Genomic DNA, 15,494 nt, shown 5'->3' with positions numbered 1-15,494 from the left:
GATCGGTGAAGCAGCCTGGGCGACCCCCCGCAACGGGGCCCGACCGGGCGGCTTCGGACAGGGGCTCAGGGGCGGCCGGAGCCGCCCCTCAGACATAACTTAGGCGTTGATCGCCTTCATGACAGCCTCACCCAGCGTTGCCGGGCTGTCTGCCACCACGATTCCGGCGGATTTCATCGCCTCGATCTTCGATTCCGCGTCGCCCTTGCCACCGGCGACGATGGCACCGGCATGGCCCATGCGGCGTCCCGGAGGGGCGGTGCGGCCCGCGATGAAGCCCGCGATCGGCTTCCAGCGGCCTTTTTTCTTCTGCTCGGCGATGAAGGCCGCAGCCTCTTCCTCGGCGGAGCCGCCGATTTCGCCGATCATGATGATGGCCTGAGTTTCCGGATCATCAAGGAACATGTCGAGCACGTCGATATGTTCGGTGCCCTTGATGGGGTCGCCGCCGATGCCCACGGCAGAGGACTGGCCCAGACCCAGATCGGTGGTCTGCTTGACCGCCTCGTAGGTCAGCGTGCCCGAACGGGACACGACGCCGACCGAGCCGCGACGGTGGATGTGGCCGGGCATGATGCCGATCTTGCAGGCATCGGGGGTGATGACGCCCGGGCAGTTCGGCCCGATCAGCCGCGACTTGCTGTTCAGCAGCGCGCGCTTGACCTTCATCATGTCCAGCACCGGAATGCCTTCGGTGATGCAGACGATCAGCTCCATCTCGGCGTCGATCGCCTCGAGGATGGAATCGGCCGCGAAGGGCGGGGGCACATAGATCACCGAGGCATTGGCTTCGGTCACGTGCTTCGCCTCGTGGACCGAGTTGAAGACCGGCAGACCCAGATGGTCGGTGCCGCCCTTGCCGGGGGTCACGCCGCCGACCATCTTGGTGCCATAGGCGATGGCCTGTTCGGAGTGGAAAGTCCCCTGCGAGCCGGTGATGCCCTGACAGATGACCTTGGTGTGTTCGTTTACGAGAACTGCCATTTCATTCTTCCTCGAAATGCGACCTCACGAAGCCTGCAACATCGGGCTCCAGCGAGGTGATTTTGTTGAGTGCATGCGCGTAGATGGGCCTTGCGGCATCGCCATCGGCAGGCGGGGCGACCTGATCCAGATCCAGCGGGCGCAGCGGCGCGCCGTGGGTGATCCGGACGGCCAGCACAAGCTCCTTGTGCGTGCCGTCGCCCGCCGTGTTGGCGAAGCTGTCGATCCGGGCCTCGAGGACCGTGCCGCGCGCGGCCAGCCCGTACCCGCCGGACCGTTCGGAGGTCCAGACAAAGATCTCCTCTCCGGTCATGGCATCTGCCGCGCCGTAGGGCCGCGCGTGGATCTGCGCGACCCCGTCCGCGTCAACGTCCAGCGGAGGGTCGATTTTTGCGATCAGCGCCATGCCGTTCAGCCCTTCACAGCCTTCACGATCTTCTCGGCCCCGTCGCTGAGGTTGTCCGCGGCGATCACGTTCATGCCGGAATTGGCAATGATCTCTTTGCCCAGTTCCACGTTGGTGCCTTCAAGACGGACCACCAGCGGCACCTGCAGGCCAACTTCCTTGACAGCGGCAATCACGCCCTCGGCGATCACGTCGCAGCGCATGATGCCGCCGAAGATGTTGACGAGGATGCCCTTCACGTTCTTGTCGGAGGTGATGATCTTGAACGCCTCGGTCACCTTCTCCTTGGTGGCGCCGCCGCCCACGTCGAGGAAGTTGGCAGGCTCGGCCCCGTAGAGCTTGATGATGTCCATGGTCGCCATGGCCAGACCCGCGCCGTTCACCATGCAGCCGATCTCGCCATCAAGCGCGATGTAGTTCAGGTCATACTTGGAGGCTTCGAGTTCCTTGGAATCCTCCTCGGTCTCGTCGCGCAGGTTGGCGATGTCGGGCTGGCGATACATCGCGTTGCCGTCAAAGCCGAGCTTGGCGTCCAGAACCTTGAGGTTGCCGCCGGGCATGAGGATCAGCGGGTTGATCTCCAGCATCTCCATGTCCTTCTCGACGAAGGCCTTGTAGAGCTGACCCATCAGCTTGACGCACTGCTTCATGGCGGGGCCTTCAAGACCCAGCGTGAAGGCGACGCGGCGGCCATGATAGGGCTGGTAACCGGTGGCCGGATCGACCGAGAAGGACAGGATCTTCTCCGGGGTGGAGGCCGCCACTTCCTCGATGTCCATGCCGCCTTCGGTGGAGCAGACGAAAGAGATGCGGCTGGTCACGCGGTCCACCAGCAGCGCCAGATACAGCTCGCGCTCGATGTCCGAACCGTCTTCGATATAGACGCGGTTGACCTGCTTGCCCGCCGGACCGGTCTGGTGGGTCACCAGCGTCTTGCCGAGCATCTTCTTGGCTTCCTCGGCGGCTTCTTCCACCGATTTGGCAAGACGGACGCCGCCTTTTTCGCCGGCCTCGGCTTCCTTGAACTTGCCCTTGCCCCGGCCGCCCGCGTGAATCTGCGCTTTCACCACCCAGAGCGGACCGTCCAGCGCGCCGGCAGCGGTCTTGGCTTCATTGGCGGAAAGCACGATGCGGCCGTCCGAAACCGGGCAGCCATAGTCGCGCAGAAGCGCTTTCGCCTGATATTCATGAATGTTCATGGAAGACTCTTCCCGTCTTGCTGCGATTTCGGGGGTGGTATAAGCCGCCTTCCCCCTGCCTGCGAAGGGAAATCTTGCACAAAGCGAAGATTGGCGGAAAAATTCCGGTCAATGTGATCACAGGTTTCCGGGGTGTGATCACATAGTTCCGCCCCCGTGGAATCCGTTAGCGCCGTCAGCCTTCAGAATCATCCGTATCGCAACCGGAGCGTGCAGAATAGAAAAAGGGCCCCGGTGCGTTTCCGCAGCCGGAGCCCTCCGTCGGGGTGCGTTCTGGCTCAGGCGAGCGAGGAGTCGATGCCCTTGCAGGCCTCCACAAGACCCTTCACCGCGCTGACCGAGCTGTCGAACATCGCCTGTTCGTCCTTGGTCATCTTGATGTCGACGATCTTCTCGATGCCACCGGCGCCGATGATGGTGGGCACGCCCACATACATGCCGTTCAGGCCGAATTCGCCGTCACACCATGCCGCGCAGGGCAGCAGGCGCTTCTGGTCCTTCAGATAGGCTTCGGCCATTTCGATGGCGCTGGTGGCGGGGGCGTAGAAGGCCGACCCGGTCTTCAGCAGGCCCACGATCTCGGCGCCGCCGTCGCGGGTACGCTGCACGATCGCGTCCAGCTTGTCCTTGGTGGTCCAGCCCATGTCCACCAGATCGGGCAGGGGGATGCCCGCCACGGTGGAATAGCGCACCAGCGGCACCATCGTGTCGCCATGCCCGCCCAGAACGAAGGCGGTCACGTCCTTCATGGACACGTCGAACTCAAGGCTGAGGAAGTGGCGGAAGCGTGCGGAATCGAGCACGCCGGCCATGCCGCAGACCTTGTTCGCGGGCAGGCCCGAAAACTGCTGCAGCGCCCAGACCATGGCGTCGAGCGGGTTGGTGATGCAGATCACGAAAGCATCCGGCGCGTTGTCGCGGATGCCTTCGCCCACGGATTTCATGACCTTGAGGTTGATGCCCAGCAGGTCGTCCCGGCTCATGCCGGGTTTGCGCGGCACACCGGCGGTGACGATGCAGACATCGGCCCCCGCGATATCCGCGTAGTCCTGGGTGCCCTTGAGCTTGGCGTCAAACCCTTCGGAGGGGCCGGATTCCGCGATATCGAGCGACTTGCCTTCGGGCGTACCCTCGGCGATGTCGAAAAGCACGATGTCGCCCAGCTCCTTCAGGGCTGCCAGGTGGGCAAGCGTGCCACCGATCTGTCCCGCGCCGATGAGGGCGATCTTGGGTCTGGCCATGGATCTGTTCTCCGCTCCATTGTGAAGTCCGCCGCTTGCGTAAGGGCTTGCGGCCCTGCGTGCAAGGGCGCTGCACAGCGGCGTTTCGGAAGCGGCAAAGGATGAGCCGGACATTGTTTGCGCTAAACATCGCCATTCCAACGCCTTACTCGCCGACATCTCCTGCGGGGCGGGCATGCCCCCTGCGCCGGTCTGCCCGGCCCGGCATCACCCGCCGCCGCGTCCGGGCCTGTCCCGCCTCGAATCTGCGCGCCTTCATCTTGCTCGGCAAACTCCGGGGGAGGCCGCGCGCAGGCGCGGACGGGGGCAGAGCCCCCAGCGCGCCAGACCTCAGGCATCGCTGCCGGGCGGGGTCAGCAGCGCCGCCGCCGCCTCGAAAGCCTGTCCGCTGGCCAGCAGACAGGTCAGGCCGGCGGGCGTGGTCACGGTGATGGTCCATGTGCCGGTCTCTGCCGAGGCGAAGACCTCCATCACCGCATTGTCGCTGCCCAGCCCGATGGATTGCGGCACCTCGCCATAGCGGCGGGCCAGCTGGTCCACCACCTGATCGCGGGGCGCACAGGCAGGGGTCTGTGCAAGGGCGGGTGCGGCGCAGATCGCCAGTCCCAGCCCCCCGAGTGCCATTTTCCAGCTCATCGTGTCACCCTTTCGGCTTGGCAGGATCCGCTGCCGCGGTCCTGCCCCCATGTCCCCTGACCAGATCCTTGCCCGCTTCCCGCCGTGCTTTTGTCTCTGCCCTCACTCTCCTCCCAAAACCCGAAGGAGAGGTTAACCGGAGCGCGCGCTGCGCCTTTCTCTGCATTGCAGCGACAGGGTGCTTGCATTTTTCGGCAAATAATGGCCCCTATCACGCAACTTTGTTTCTCAAGGGAGGAAACCATGGACCTCGCGCTGCGCCCCTACCGCTCGGTGCTGTATATTCCCGGCTCCAAGGACCGCGCGCTCGACAAGGCGCGCAGCCTTGCCGTGGATGCGGTCATTTTCGATCTCGAAGACGCGGTCGCCCCCGCCGAAAAACCCGCCGCGCGTGCGACGCTGACCGCGGCGCTGGCCATGGGCGGCTATGGCGCGCGTACGCGGATCGTGCGGATCAACGGGCTCGACACCGCATGGGGCGAGGCGGATGCCCGCGCCGCCGCCAGCATGGACTGCGACGCGGTGCTGCTGCCCAAGGTGGAAAGCCCCGCGCAGCTTGACGCGCTGGCTGCCCTGACCGGCAAACCGCTCTGGGCCATGATGGAAACGCCGCGCGGCATGCTGAACGCCGCCGCCATCGCCGCGCATCCCCGGCTGGCGGGCATGGTGATGGGCACCAATGATCTGGCCAAGGAGCTGAATTCCCGCTTCCGCGCCGACCGCCTGCCGATGCTGACCGCGCTGCAGCTGTGCCTGCTGGCCGCCAAAGCCCATGGCCGGATCATCGTCGACGGGGTCTATAACGCCTTCAAGGACGATTCCGGGCTGCGCGCCGAATGCGATCAGGGCCGAGACATGGGCTTTGACGGCAAGACCCTGATCCACCCCGCGCAGGTGGAGATCGCCAATGCCGCCTTTGCCCCCACCGAGGCAGAGATCGACCTCGCGCGTCGGCAGATCGCGGCTTATGAGGCCGCCGCCGCCGAGGGGCAGGGGGTTGCCGTGGTCGATGGCCGCATCGTCGAGAACCTGCATGTGGCCACGGCGAAATCGCTGCTGGCCCGCGCCGAAGCCATTGCCGCGCTGGCACAATAAGGCGAGGGTGGGCGCAGTTTGAACAGGAGTTCCCCATGCTGATCCTCATCCTAGGTCTGCTCCTCTGGTCCGGCGCCCATCTGTGGAAACGGCTGGCCCCGGCGCAGCGCGCAGCCATCGGCCCCAAGGGGCGCGGGCTTGCCACCGCAGGCATTCTGGCGGGGCTTGTCCTCATGATCCTTGGCTACCGCATGGCCGATGGCGCGTTTGTCTGGGGGCGGCACCCGGCGACCGTAGGCCTCAACAATCTGCTGACGCTGTTTGCCGTCTATCTTTTTGCCGCCTCGGGCATGAAGACCGCGATCACCGCCCGCATCCGCCATCCGCAGCTGACGGCGGTCAAGGCTTGGGCGGTGGCGCATCTGCTGGTGAATGGCGACGTGCCGTCCTTCGTGCTGTTCGGTGGCCTGCTGGCCTGGGCGGTGGTGGAGGTGATCCTCATCAACCGCCAGACCCCGTGGACCCGGCCCACCGGCCCCTTTCCGGCGCGCAAGGAAATCATGGCGCTGGTCGGCACCGTGATCGTCTATGCGGCGATTGTCGCCGTGCATTATCTTCTTGGCTACCCAACCTTCGGATAAGTTCATGAAACTCTATCGTTTTCTGAGTGCTGACGACACGTCGGCCTTCTGCCACAAGGTCACCGACGCCCTGAACAAGGGCTGGGAGCTTCACGGCAGCCCGACCTATGCCTTTGACGCCGCGAATGGCGTCATGCGCTGCGGGCAGGCCGTGGTGAAGGAGGCGCCGGGCATCTACACCCCCGAGACGAAGCTGGGGGCGCAGTGATGGCCAAGACCAATCCGGGCCGCTTTTTCGAGCATTACCGGCTGGGTCAGGTGATCGAGCATGCCGTGCCGCGCACGGTCAGCGGCGGCGAACGGGCGCTGTATCACGCGCTTTATCCCGCGCGGCATGCGCTTTATTCCTCGGACGAGTTTGCCCGCGCCTGCGGGCTGCCCGCCGCGCCGCTGGACGATCTGGCGGCGTTCCATCTGGTCTTCGGCAAGACCGTGCCGGATGTGTCGCTGAACGCGGTGGCCAATCTGGGCTATGCCGAGGGCCGCTGGCACCATCCGGTGATGCCGGGCGACACGCTGCGGGCGCGCTCGACGGTGATCGGCCTGAAACAGACCTCCAGTGGCGGGTCGGGGGTGGTCTATGTCCGCACCGAAGGGCGCAACCAGCGTGACGATCTGGTGCTGGACTATGTGCGCTGGGTGCTGGTGCGCAAGCAGGACCAAGGCCTGCCCGCCCCGGATCCGGTGGTGCCCGATCTGAAGCCGGCGCTGCAGGCGGCGGATCTGGTCATCCCGCAGGGGCTGGATTTCAGCGCTTATGATTTTGCGCAGGCAGGCGAGCCGCATCGCTGGGGCGATTATGCCGTGGGCGAGACCATCGACCATGTCGACGGCGTCACCATCGAGGAGGCAGAGCATATGCTCGCCACGCGCCTGTGGCAGAACACCGCCAAGGTGCATTTCGACGCCACCTTCCGCGAGGACGGGCGGCGGCTGATCTATGGCGGGCATGTGATGTCGCTGGCCCGCGCGCTCAGCTTCAACGGGCTGGCCAATGCACAGATGATCGTGGGGCTGAACGGCGGCGCCCATGCCAATCCCTGTTTCGCCGGGACCACGGTCCGGGCGTGGTCCGAGGTGCTGGACAAGGCGGAAACCAAGGCCCCCGGGGTCGGCGCGATCCGGCTGCGGCTGGTGGCCACAAGTGGCGGCGCCCCCTTCGAGCTGAGGGGTGAGGATGGCCGCTATCTGCCGCATGTCCTGCTGGATCTGGACTACTGGGCGCTGATGCCGCTTTAGCCGCAGCGGCCTGAGTCGCTGCCGCGCCCCGCCCGCCGTGGGGCGCAACCTTCTGGAAAAGGCGATCATTCCTCTAGGGAATCCGTTAGCGCCGCAAATGTGATCACGGTTTTCAGGCTGTGATCACATTAGCCCCTCATTTTTTCGCTATCACGGCAAAAAATGCGATCAATGCATGTGCAGCGACGTGACAGGGCAGGGGAAAAGCCGGTAGAAACCGGCCACAAGGGAACACAAAGGACAAGCCATGGCCGACGAGAACCGGATCCAACGCCCGCTCTCCCCTTTCATGATCGGGCCCTATTACCGACCTCAGCTCACCTCCATGAGCTCCATTCTCACCCGCATCACTGGCAACGCGCTGATCGTCGCCACCTTTGCGATGGTGTGGTGGCTGCTGGCGCTGGCCGCCGGGCCCGAGGCCTTTGCCACCGCCGAATGGTGGATCACCAGCTGGGTGGGCAATCTGGTGATGCTGCTGTCGCTCTGGGGCATGTGGTACCACTACCTTGCCGGGCTGCGGCATCTCGCGTTCGACGCGGGCAAGGCGCTGGACATTCCCACCGCCGAAAAGCTCGGCTGGGCCTGCATCTATGGCTCGGTGGTGCTGACCGTGCTGACCGTCCTGCTGTTCTGGATCTGAGGGAGCAACCGATGCGTTACCTGACCGACCGCAAGCGCGCCGTGGGCAAGGGCTCCGCCCATAGCGGGGCCGAACATCACTGGTATATGATCGTCAGCTCCGTTGCTCTGGCCTTCATGGTTCCTACCTTCCTCTACATCTTCGGCAATGCGCTGGGATCCGGCTATGACGCCGCGCTGGCGACCTTCCAGCGGCCGTTTCCGGCGATCCTGACCGGGCTGGTGCTGGTGGTGGGCCTGCAGCATTTCCACAAGGGCGCCCGGGTGATGATCGAGGATTACACCCAAGGCAGCACCCGCAAGCTGCTGATCATGCTGGTGATCGGGCTCAGCTACGCTCTGACCGCCGCCGGGCTCTTCGCGCTCGCCAAGATCGCTCTCTGAGAGAAAGACCGCAAAGATGGCTGCATACGAATACGAGACGCATGACTATGACGTCGTGGTCGTGGGGGCAGGCGGTGCCGGCCTGCGTGCGACCCTCGGCATGGCCGAACAGGGGCTGCGCACGGCCTGCGTGACCAAGGTGTTCCCGACCCGGTCGCACACCGTCGCGGCACAGGGCGGCATCGCCGCGAGCCTTGCCAACATGGGCCCGGACAACTGGCAGTGGCACATGTATGACACCGTGAAGGGGTCCGACTGGCTGGGCGATACCGATGCGATGGAATACCTCGCCCGTTCCGCCCCCGCCGCGGTCTATGAGCTGGAACATTACGGCGTGCCCTTCTCGCGCACCGAAGAGGGCAAGATCTACCAGCGCCCCTTTGGCGGCCACACCACCGAATTTGGCGAAGGCCCGCCGGTGCAGCGCACCTGCGCCGCCGCCGACCGCACCGGCCATGCCATCCTGCACACGCTTTATGGCCAGTCGCTGAAGAATAACGCGGAATTCTACATCGAATATTTCGCCATCGACCTGATCATGTCGCCCGACGGCGTATGTCAGGGCGTGGTCTGCTGGAAGCTTGATGACGGCACCATGCATGTCTTCAACGCCAAGATGGTGGTGCTGGCGACCGGCGGCTATGGCCGGGCCTATTTCTCCGCCACCTCGGCACATACTTGCACCGGCGATGGCGGCGGCATGGTGGCGCGCGCGGGTCTGGCGCTGCAGGACATGGAATTCGTGCAGTTCCACCCGACCGGCATCTATGGCTCGGGCTGCCTGATCACCGAAGGCGCGCGGGGCGAGGGCGGCTACCTCACCAACAAGGAAGGCGAGCGGTTCATGGAACGCTACGCCCCCAACTACAAGGATCTGGCGCCGCGCGACTATGTCTCGCGCTGCATGACCATGGAAATCCGCGAAGGCCGCGGCGTGGGCGAGCATGGCGACCACATCCACCTGAACCTGTCGCACCTGCCCAAGGAAGCGCTGGCCGAACGCCTGCCCGGCATTTCGGAAAGTGCCAAGATCTTTGCGGGCGTCGACGTGACCAAGGAACCGATCCCGGTCCTGCCCACCGTGCATTACAACATGGGCGGCATCCCGACCAACTACTGGGGCGAGGTGCTGAACCCCACCGCCGACAATCCCAATGCCATCGTGCCGGGCCTGATGGCCGTGGGCGAGGCGGGCTGCGCCTCGGTGCATGGGGCGAACCGGCTGGGCTCGAACTCGCTGATCGACCTTGTGGTGTTCGGCCGGGCCGCAGCGATCCGGGCGGGGCAGGTCGTGGACCGCGCCGCATCGGTGGCGGCCTTTGACAAGCCGTCGGTGGACAAGGCCTTTGACCGCTTCGACACGCTGCGCCACGCCGATGGCGCCATCCCCACCGCCGAGCTGCGGCTGGAGATGCAGAAGACCATGCAGGCCGATGCGGCGGTGTTCCGCACCGACAAGACGCTGAAAGACGGGGTCGACAAGATGACCGCCGTGGCGGGCAAGATGGCCGACATCAAGGTCACCGACCGCAGCCTTGTCTGGAACAGCGACCTGATGGAAAGCCTTGAGCTGACCAACCTCATGCCGAATGCGCTGGCCACCATCGTTGGCGCCGAGGCGCGCAAGGAAAGCCGCGGGGCGCATGCCCACGAGGATTACCCGACGCGCGACGACGACAACTGGCGTGTGCACACCATCGCGCATGTGGATGGGGTCAAGGTGACGCTGAGCCAGCGTCCGGTGGTGCTGGATCCGCTGACCAGCGAAGCCGAAGGCGGCATCAGCCTTGCCAAGATCGCACCCAAGGCCCGGACATTTTGATCGGTCCGCGCCTCATCGGACTGGTCGCGCTGGCCGGGCTTCCCGCCTGCGCCACTGGCGCGTCGCGCGATCCGATGGTGGGCTGCATGCTTCAGATCTCCCCGCCGGGCAGCTACAGCTACCCGGCGGGGCAGCCGGTTCCGGTGGCGATACCGGGCCCGGACGGCACGCAGGAGGGCGCCGATGCGCTCAACGCCTGCGTGCGGGCGCGCACCACAGGCGCGCTTCCCGCGACACCCGAAACCGGGCCTGTGGCGGGCGACCACCGGGTGGACCTTCGCCAGAATGACGGCGCCACGGTCCGGACCTATACCTATGGCACCCCGCCCTCGCGGAGCGCAGGCCTGACCAGCCTCACGCCCGCGGCCAGCCCGGCGCGCGGCGCTCACTGCCCGCCGGGGGCATCCGTGCTTTATGGAGGAACCACCTATTGCGTCGGACTCTGATCCTTGCTGCCCTCCTGCCGCTGCTGGCCGCCTGTTCGGCCCAGACGCAGGACCAGATCGCCCGTCAGGCCGCCCGGTCCACCACCGCAAAAGTGGTGGCAGAGCGGTTCCCCGGCGTGCCGGTGCAGCCCGCCATCGACTGCCTGATCAACAACGCCAATGCCACGCAGATCTATGCGCTGGCCAGCGAGGCGGTCACCGGGCCCACCGCAAGCTCGGTGCAGATCGTGACCGAGATCGCGCAGAAACCCGAAACGCTGCGCTGCTTCGGGCAGCAGGCGGTGCCCGCGCTGCTGGCCGGGTTCTGACATGGCTGGCCTGATGTTCCGTCACATTGCTGCCTTGACCCGGTCGACTGGCCGGCGGTGCGGCTGTTTCGGGGTCATGGCATGAGCAGCGGCTGCCCCCTTGCCGGGCTGCCCGCACGCGCGGTCAGCGGTGCCGCTCCCGAGGCGCCGCTGCGGTTTTCCTTTCTCAGCCTTGTCACCCGGCCAGATCAATATGCGGCCATGGTGTCCAGCTTCGTGGCGCGCGGCTTTACCCCGGATGTTGCGGAATTCCTGTATGTCGACAACCGCGACGGCAATCAGTTTGATGCCTATTCCGGCCTGAACCGGCTGCTGCAGGAGGCGCGCGGCAGCTACCTGATCTGCCTGCATCAGGATGTTCTGGCCCTGCAGGACGACCGCCACGTGCTGGAGGCGCGACTGGCCGAGCTGGACGCCGCAGCACCCCGCTGGGCCATCGCGGCCAATGCCGGACGCCGGGACGGGCGGTATATCATCCGCATCAGTGACCGCTGGCGGCTAAATCAGGCGCGCGGCCCCTTTCCGGCAGAGGTGGATGTGGTGGATGAGAATTTCATCCTGCTGCGTCGCGACCGGCTGGTGGCGCCCTCCTGCGATCTGACCGGGTTTCACCTTTACGGGCTGGATCTGGTGCAGCAGGCGCAGGCGCGCGGTCTGACCGCGCATGTGATCGACTTTCATGTGGAACATCAGGGCGAGGCCGTGGTGGACCAGCGATATTTCGACTGCCTCGATGACTACGAGGCCAAGGCGGCGCGCCAGATGCGCACCCGCAAGGTGCCGACGCTGGCGGAGGATGTGTGGCTTGACGGCACGCGCCTGCGCCTTTCGCATCATCTGCTTCGCCTGCGCCGACGTATCAACTATCTCCGGCGGCAGGCGCGTTATGCCCGCCGTCCCCGCGCGAACGCCACTCTTTCAGCCAAGGAGTCCTGAGCCATGGTGCAACTGACGCTTCCCAAGAATTCCAAGATCCGGACCGGAAAGACCTGGCCGAAGCCCGAGGGCGCGACCAATGTCCGGGCCTTCAAGATCTACCGCTGGTCGCCCGATGACGGCGAGAACCCGCGGGTCGACACTTATTTCCTCGATATGGACAAGTGCGGCCCGATGGTTCTGGACGCGCTCATCAAGATCAAGAACGAGGTCGACCCCACCCTGACCTTCCGCCGGTCCTGCCGCGAGGGGATCTGCGGATCCTGCGCCATGAACATCGACGGGATCAACACGCTGGCCTGCATCTATGGTCTCGACGAGATCAAGGGCGAGGTGAAGATCTATCCGCTCCCGCATATGCCGGTGGTCAAGGATCTGATCCCCGACCTGACGCATTTCTATGCGCAGCATGCCTCGATCATGCCGTGGCTGGAAACCAAGACCAACCGTCCGCAGAAGGAATGGCGCCAGTCCATCGAGGACCGCAAGAAGCTGGACGGGCTTTATGAATGCGTGATGTGCGCCTCCTGCTCGACCGCCTGCCCGAGCTACTGGTGGAATTCCGACCGCTATCTGGGCCCGGCCGCGCTGCTGCATGCCTATCGCTGGATCATCGACAGCCGTGACGAGGCGACCGGCGAGCGGCTGAACGATCTTGAGGATCCGTTCAAGCTTTATCGCTGCCACACCATCATGAACTGCGCCAAGACCTGCCCCAAGGGGCTGAACCCGGCCAAGGCGATTTCCGAGATCAAGAAGATGATGCTGAACCGGCACGTCTGATCTGCGGGCTTTGCCGTTCTGACATGGCGCCGTACCCGTCCGGGTGCGGCGCCTTTTCTTTGGACCGGGCATGACGCTGGGGCACGGTTGCGCTGGGTGCATTTCGCAGTTGCAGCATCAACCGGTGCACGGCCCGGCGCGGCGCCTTATGTGACGGGGCGAGGGGGAGCTTGCTGGATCGCAGAAAAGGATGACTCCGATGACCAAGACCGTCACTCCCGCCGAAGCCCGCGCCGCGCTGGAGCAGGCCTATGGCTATTACCAGCCCGAGCCCCGGCTTGTGCCCGCAGCCGAGGCCGAGCCGCGCGACGATCTGGGCGCCCCGGATTATTACCGGGCGGCTTGACCCGAGGGGCCTGCGGGCCATCTTGCGCGTCATGATCAAACATATTCACCGACGAGGCGCAGGGTGATTGTTGCCCTTGGCCTCGTCATCGCCTTTGTGCTGCTGCTGATCTTCACCAACCGCAAGACCCGCCTCTGCCGCTGGCGGGAGACGCGGCGCGAGGGCGACAGCCAGTGGCGCTGCATCTATTGCGGCGCAGAGACCACGGGCTCGCGCGGCAAGACCCCCGAGACCTGTTTCCGGCCTGATCCGTGACGGGGGCGCTGCCCCCGCCGCGCGTGCCGCGCGGCTCCCCCGGGATATTTGGGGTCAGAAGACGCGACGGGCTTGCACGGGCGCGCGCGCCGGGCTTTGCTGCGCAAAAAGGAGCGAGCCATGTGTCCTGCCCCCGCTGATGCCGAAGCCCGCCGCGCCGTGGCGCCGGTGATCTGTTATCCGGTCGAAACCCTGCCCGTGCCCGATCTGGCGCTTTACGCCAGGGCGCTGGCGGCGGCGGAGGTGGTGGACAAGGTCGTGGCCGCCCCGCGCGAGGCCTGCGCCTTTCGCGTGCCGGCGGGCGGCTTTTTCCGCATCCGCTGCACGGAGGGTCCGCAGGTCGGCGATCTGAACCTGTGGAACGCCGCCGATCTGTCGGAACGGTTTTATTCCGGCAAGACGCGGGCGCTGCATGGCTCGCATCTGGGGGTGGGGGACCGGATGTGGTCCGGCTTTCCGACGCTGCGGCCCATGGCGACGCTCGTGCAGGACAGTCTGGACTGGTATGGCATCGACGCGTTTGGCGGGGCGGTGCATGACGTGATCGGCACCCGCTGCGATCCCTATACCCACCATCTGCTGAGCGGACAGGCCTATCACCACTGCTGCCATTCCAACCTGACCCGCGCGCTGGCCGAGGCCACGGGGCAGAGCCGTGCGGCGGCGGAGGGATATGTGCAGGATGTGCTCAACGTCTTCATGTGCACCGGCTTTACCCGCGACACGGGGCAGTATTTCATGAAGGCAAGCCCGGTGCGGCCCGGCGACACGCTGACCTTCTTTGCCGAAATCGATCTGCTGGGCGCGCTGAGCGCCTGTCCGGGCGGGGACTGTTCCAGCGAGCACAGTTCGGACGCCGCCACCTGCTATCCGCTGGAGGTGGAGATCCTTGCAGCATCTGCGGATCTGCTGGCAGGCTGGGCGCCGCCGCCGGTCAATGGCTATGACCGGAGTCACGGCTGACGGGGCGCAAAAGCATAGCCCCGTGACCGGGATCACGGGGCTATGCCAGAAAATTGTTCGATTTTGCCGGGACTCCGGATTTCAGGAAAAGGCGGCAGTTAGCGCTATTTCCACCATATCGGCAAAAGAGCTTTGACGGTCGGCTGCGGGCAGCGCCTCATGGGTGAGCAGATGATCCGACACGGTCAGAACAGCGAGAGTGCGGACCCCATGGCGCGCGCCTAGATTGTAAAGTTCCGCCGCTTCCATTTCGACGCCCAATATTCCATGACGGGTCATGATCTCGTTCAGGTCAGGGCGTTCGTCGTAAAAGACATCCGAGGAATAGATGCCCCCGACATGGCAGCGCGTTCCGCGCGCCATGGCCGCATCCGCCGCCGCACGCAGCAGCGGATAATTGGCGCAGGGGGCAAAGTTCAATTCCCGGAAGATCCCGGAAGAGGGCGTGGACAGCGTGGTGGCGGTCATTGCAAGAATGACATCTCGCAATTGCACATCAGGCTGCATCGCGCCGCAGGAGCCGATCCGGATCAGGGTTTTTGCGCCGTAATCGCGGATCAGTTCATTGGCATAGATCGACAGGCTGGCCATCCCCATGCCGGAGCCATGCACCGTAACGCGGTGGCCCTGCCACAGCCCGGTGAAGCCCAGCATGCCGCGCACGCGGTTGATGCAGCGCACTTCGGTGAGGAAGGTCTGCGCCACCCATTCCGCGCGCAGCGGATCGCCGGGCATGAGGACGGTTTCCGCCACATCGCCCGGGTCAGCCCCGATATGGATCGTCATCAGATCGCCAGATCCTCGATCGACTTGCCGTTATCCAGCGCTTCGATCACCCAGTTCGGCTTGCGCCCGCGCCCGGTCCAGGTCTGTTCCGGATTGGCGGGATTTGCGTATTTTGCAGCACCCTTGGTGGTTTTGCCGGTGGCGGCGCCAAGGATTTCATCCAGCGAAAACCCGTATTCTTTTGCGGCCTTCTCTGCGGCGCGTTTTGCATCCGCCTTGCGGCGCGCATCGATGGTTTTCAGGGCCTTTTCCACGTCGGTTCTCAGCTGGATCAGCTCGTCCTTCGAAAGAGAGTCAAGATCTGCGTTCATGGTCTACTCCTTTTTTTATAGCCTTTTGCGAAACTGGCGCTTTTTGCAAGGCCACGGTCTGTGTCAGTTTAAAGAAAATGGTTAAAAAAATGATAACCCGCTCTCGCATTTGGAGAGCGGGCGGCAATTTT

General features: G+C 64.9%; 21 protein-coding genes. 14 read left to right on the top strand and 7 right to left on the bottom strand.

Annotation, left to right across the window (positions count from 1 at the left end):
* Positions 1-99: 99 nt before the first annotated feature.
* The 5 genes from sucD to BLR51_RS08345 all read right to left on the bottom strand — a co-directional run bounded on the left by sucD (position 100) and on the right by BLR51_RS08345 (position 4,466).
* Positions 100-984: a succinate--CoA ligase subunit alpha gene (gene sucD, locus BLR51_RS08365; protein WP_089845857.1), complete on the bottom strand. Its 885-nt coding sequence runs from the start codon at positions 982-984 to the stop codon at positions 100-102.
* Position 985: 1 nt separating this feature from the next.
* Positions 986-1,390, bottom strand: a complete 405-nt coding sequence (locus BLR51_RS08360) for a hypothetical protein (protein ID WP_089845856.1) — start codon at positions 1,388-1,390, stop codon at positions 986-988.
* 5 nt (positions 1,391-1,395) lie between these two features.
* Positions 1,396-2,589: an ADP-forming succinate--CoA ligase subunit beta gene (gene sucC / locus BLR51_RS08355; RefSeq protein WP_089845855.1), complete on the bottom strand. Its 1,194-nt coding sequence runs from the start codon at positions 2,587-2,589 to the stop codon at positions 1,396-1,398.
* A gap of 278 nt (positions 2,590-2,867) precedes the next feature.
* Positions 2,868-3,830, bottom strand: a complete 963-nt coding sequence (gene mdh, locus BLR51_RS08350; protein WP_089845854.1) for a malate dehydrogenase — start codon at positions 3,828-3,830, stop codon at positions 2,868-2,870.
* A gap of 330 nt (positions 3,831-4,160) precedes the next feature.
* Positions 4,161-4,466 (bottom strand): hypothetical protein, encoded by a 306-nt coding sequence (locus BLR51_RS08345; RefSeq protein WP_089845853.1) that lies wholly within the window; start codon positions 4,464-4,466, stop codon positions 4,161-4,163.
* A gap of 243 nt (positions 4,467-4,709) precedes the next feature.
* Between BLR51_RS08345 and BLR51_RS08340 the strand changes: the two genes are divergently transcribed.
* The 14 genes from BLR51_RS08340 (at position 4,710) to BLR51_RS08280 (ending at position 14,266) form a co-directional block, all read left to right on the top strand.
* A complete protein-coding gene (locus BLR51_RS08340; protein ID WP_089845852.1) occupies positions 4,710-5,561 on the top strand; it encodes an HpcH/HpaI aldolase/citrate lyase family protein in 852 nt (283 codons plus the stop codon).
* A 35-nt stretch (positions 5,562-5,596) separates the two neighbouring features.
* A complete protein-coding gene (locus BLR51_RS08335) occupies positions 5,597-6,142 on the top strand; it encodes an NnrU family protein (RefSeq protein ID WP_089845851.1) in 546 nt (181 codons plus the stop codon).
* 4 nt (positions 6,143-6,146) lie between these two features.
* The gene (locus BLR51_RS08330) at positions 6,147-6,350 is read left to right on the top strand and encodes a DUF1737 domain-containing protein (RefSeq protein ID WP_089845850.1); all 204 of its coding nucleotides are present in this window, start codon (positions 6,147-6,149) and stop codon (positions 6,348-6,350) included.
* A complete protein-coding gene (locus BLR51_RS08325) occupies positions 6,350-7,381 on the top strand; it encodes a MaoC family dehydratase (protein ID WP_089845849.1) in 1,032 nt (343 codons plus the stop codon). Before BLR51_RS08330 ends, BLR51_RS08325 begins: the two co-directional genes overlap by 1 nt.
* A 247-nt stretch (positions 7,382-7,628) precedes the next feature.
* A complete protein-coding gene (sdhC, locus tag BLR51_RS08320; RefSeq protein WP_089845848.1) occupies positions 7,629-8,024 on the top strand; it encodes a succinate dehydrogenase, cytochrome b556 subunit in 396 nt (131 codons plus the stop codon).
* A gap of 11 nt (positions 8,025-8,035) precedes the next feature.
* Positions 8,036-8,407, top strand: a complete 372-nt coding sequence (gene sdhD / locus BLR51_RS08315; protein WP_089845847.1) for a succinate dehydrogenase, hydrophobic membrane anchor protein — start codon at positions 8,036-8,038, stop codon at positions 8,405-8,407.
* 16 nt (positions 8,408-8,423) lie between these two features.
* Positions 8,424-10,229, top strand: coding sequence for a succinate dehydrogenase flavoprotein subunit (sdhA, locus tag BLR51_RS08310; protein ID WP_089845846.1), 1,806 nt, complete (start codon positions 8,424-8,426; stop codon positions 10,227-10,229).
* A gap of 86 nt (positions 10,230-10,315) precedes the next feature.
* Positions 10,316-10,675, top strand: a complete 360-nt coding sequence (locus BLR51_RS08305) for a hypothetical protein (RefSeq protein ID WP_131821799.1) — start codon at positions 10,316-10,318, stop codon at positions 10,673-10,675.
* Positions 10,660-10,983, top strand: a complete 324-nt coding sequence (locus tag BLR51_RS08300) for a hypothetical protein (protein WP_230797337.1) — start codon at positions 10,660-10,662, stop codon at positions 10,981-10,983. The genes BLR51_RS08305 and BLR51_RS08300 overlap by 16 nt, the downstream gene beginning before the upstream one ends.
* 81 nt (positions 10,984-11,064) lie before the next feature.
* Positions 11,065-11,919 (top strand): hypothetical protein, encoded by an 855-nt coding sequence (locus BLR51_RS08295; RefSeq protein WP_089845844.1) that lies wholly within the window; start codon positions 11,065-11,067, stop codon positions 11,917-11,919.
* A gap of 3 nt (positions 11,920-11,922) precedes the next feature.
* Positions 11,923-12,702: a succinate dehydrogenase iron-sulfur subunit gene (locus BLR51_RS08290; RefSeq protein ID WP_089845843.1), complete on the top strand. Its 780-nt coding sequence runs from the start codon at positions 11,923-11,925 to the stop codon at positions 12,700-12,702.
* Between the two features lie 199 nt (positions 12,703-12,901).
* The gene (locus tag BLR51_RS27705) at positions 12,902-13,048 is read left to right on the top strand and encodes a hypothetical protein (RefSeq protein WP_165616771.1); all 147 of its coding nucleotides are present in this window, start codon (positions 12,902-12,904) and stop codon (positions 13,046-13,048) included.
* A gap of 63 nt (positions 13,049-13,111) precedes the next feature.
* Positions 13,112-13,303 (top strand): hypothetical protein, encoded by a 192-nt coding sequence (locus BLR51_RS08285; protein WP_089845842.1) that lies wholly within the window; start codon positions 13,112-13,114, stop codon positions 13,301-13,303.
* 120 nt (positions 13,304-13,423) lie between these two features.
* A complete protein-coding gene (locus BLR51_RS08280) occupies positions 13,424-14,266 on the top strand; it encodes an urea carboxylase-associated family protein (RefSeq protein ID WP_089845841.1) in 843 nt (280 codons plus the stop codon).
* A gap of 81 nt (positions 14,267-14,347) precedes the next feature.
* On the opposite strand, the gene deoD is transcribed toward BLR51_RS08280, so the two are convergent.
* Positions 14,348-15,052 carry a purine-nucleoside phosphorylase gene (gene deoD / locus BLR51_RS08275; RefSeq protein WP_089845840.1) on the bottom strand — a complete coding sequence of 235 codons (705 nt, stop codon included), beginning with the start codon at positions 15,050-15,052 and terminating at the stop codon, positions 14,348-14,350.
* Positions 15,052-15,363 carry an H-NS histone family protein gene (locus tag BLR51_RS08270; RefSeq protein WP_089845839.1) on the bottom strand — a complete coding sequence of 104 codons (312 nt, stop codon included), beginning with the start codon at positions 15,361-15,363 and terminating at the stop codon, positions 15,052-15,054. The genes deoD and BLR51_RS08270 overlap by 1 nt, the downstream gene beginning before the upstream one ends.
* Positions 15,364-15,494: the final 131 nt, after the last annotated feature.

Source organism: Salipiger marinus (assembly GCF_900100085.1).
Classification (GTDB): domain Bacteria; phylum Pseudomonadota; class Alphaproteobacteria; order Rhodobacterales; family Rhodobacteraceae; genus Salipiger; species Salipiger marinus.
The sequence above is the reverse complement of the archived record's forward strand: the minus strand, read 5'-3'. Positions and strand labels throughout refer to the sequence as shown.

Bases quoted from the DNA above. Each gene is read 5' to 3' on its own strand.
- sucD (WP_089845857.1), bottom strand. From the start codon at position 984: ATGGCAGTTCTCGTAAACGAACACACCAAGGTCATCTGTCAGGGCATC.
- BLR51_RS08360 (WP_089845856.1), bottom strand. From the start codon at position 1,390: ATGGCGCTGATCGCAAAAATCGACCCTCCGCTGGACGTTGACGCGGAC.
- sucC (WP_089845855.1), bottom strand. From the start codon at position 2,589: ATGAACATTCATGAATATCAGGCGAAAGCGCTTCTGCGCGACTATGGC.
- mdh (WP_089845854.1), bottom strand. From the start codon at position 3,830: ATGGCCAGACCCAAGATCGCCCTCATCGGCGCGGGACAGATCGGTGGC.
- BLR51_RS08345 (WP_089845853.1), bottom strand. From the start codon at position 4,466: ATGAGCTGGAAAATGGCACTCGGGGGGCTGGGACTGGCGATCTGCGCC.
- BLR51_RS08340 (WP_089845852.1), top strand. From the start codon at position 4,710: ATGGACCTCGCGCTGCGCCCCTACCGCTCGGTGCTGTATATTCCCGGC.
- BLR51_RS08335 (WP_089845851.1), top strand. From the start codon at position 5,597: ATGCTGATCCTCATCCTAGGTCTGCTCCTCTGGTCCGGCGCCCATCTG.
- BLR51_RS08330 (WP_089845850.1), top strand. From the start codon at position 6,147: ATGAAACTCTATCGTTTTCTGAGTGCTGACGACACGTCGGCCTTCTGC.
- BLR51_RS08325 (WP_089845849.1), top strand. From the start codon at position 6,350: ATGGCCAAGACCAATCCGGGCCGCTTTTTCGAGCATTACCGGCTGGGT.
- sdhC (WP_089845848.1), top strand. From the start codon at position 7,629: ATGGCCGACGAGAACCGGATCCAACGCCCGCTCTCCCCTTTCATGATC.
- sdhD (WP_089845847.1), top strand. From the start codon at position 8,036: ATGCGTTACCTGACCGACCGCAAGCGCGCCGTGGGCAAGGGCTCCGCC.
- sdhA (WP_089845846.1), top strand. From the start codon at position 8,424: ATGGCTGCATACGAATACGAGACGCATGACTATGACGTCGTGGTCGTG.
- BLR51_RS08305 (WP_131821799.1), top strand. From the start codon at position 10,316: ATGCTTCAGATCTCCCCGCCGGGCAGCTACAGCTACCCGGCGGGGCAG.
- BLR51_RS08295 (WP_089845844.1), top strand. From the start codon at position 11,065: ATGAGCAGCGGCTGCCCCCTTGCCGGGCTGCCCGCACGCGCGGTCAGC.
- BLR51_RS08290 (WP_089845843.1), top strand. From the start codon at position 11,923: ATGGTGCAACTGACGCTTCCCAAGAATTCCAAGATCCGGACCGGAAAG.
- BLR51_RS27705 (WP_165616771.1), top strand. From the start codon at position 12,902: ATGACCAAGACCGTCACTCCCGCCGAAGCCCGCGCCGCGCTGGAGCAG.
- BLR51_RS08280 (WP_089845841.1), top strand. From the start codon at position 13,424: ATGTGTCCTGCCCCCGCTGATGCCGAAGCCCGCCGCGCCGTGGCGCCG.
- deoD (WP_089845840.1), bottom strand. From the start codon at position 15,052: ATGACGATCCATATCGGGGCTGACCCGGGCGATGTGGCGGAAACCGTC.
- BLR51_RS08270 (WP_089845839.1), bottom strand. From the start codon at position 15,363: ATGAACGCAGATCTTGACTCTCTTTCGAAGGACGAGCTGATCCAGCTG.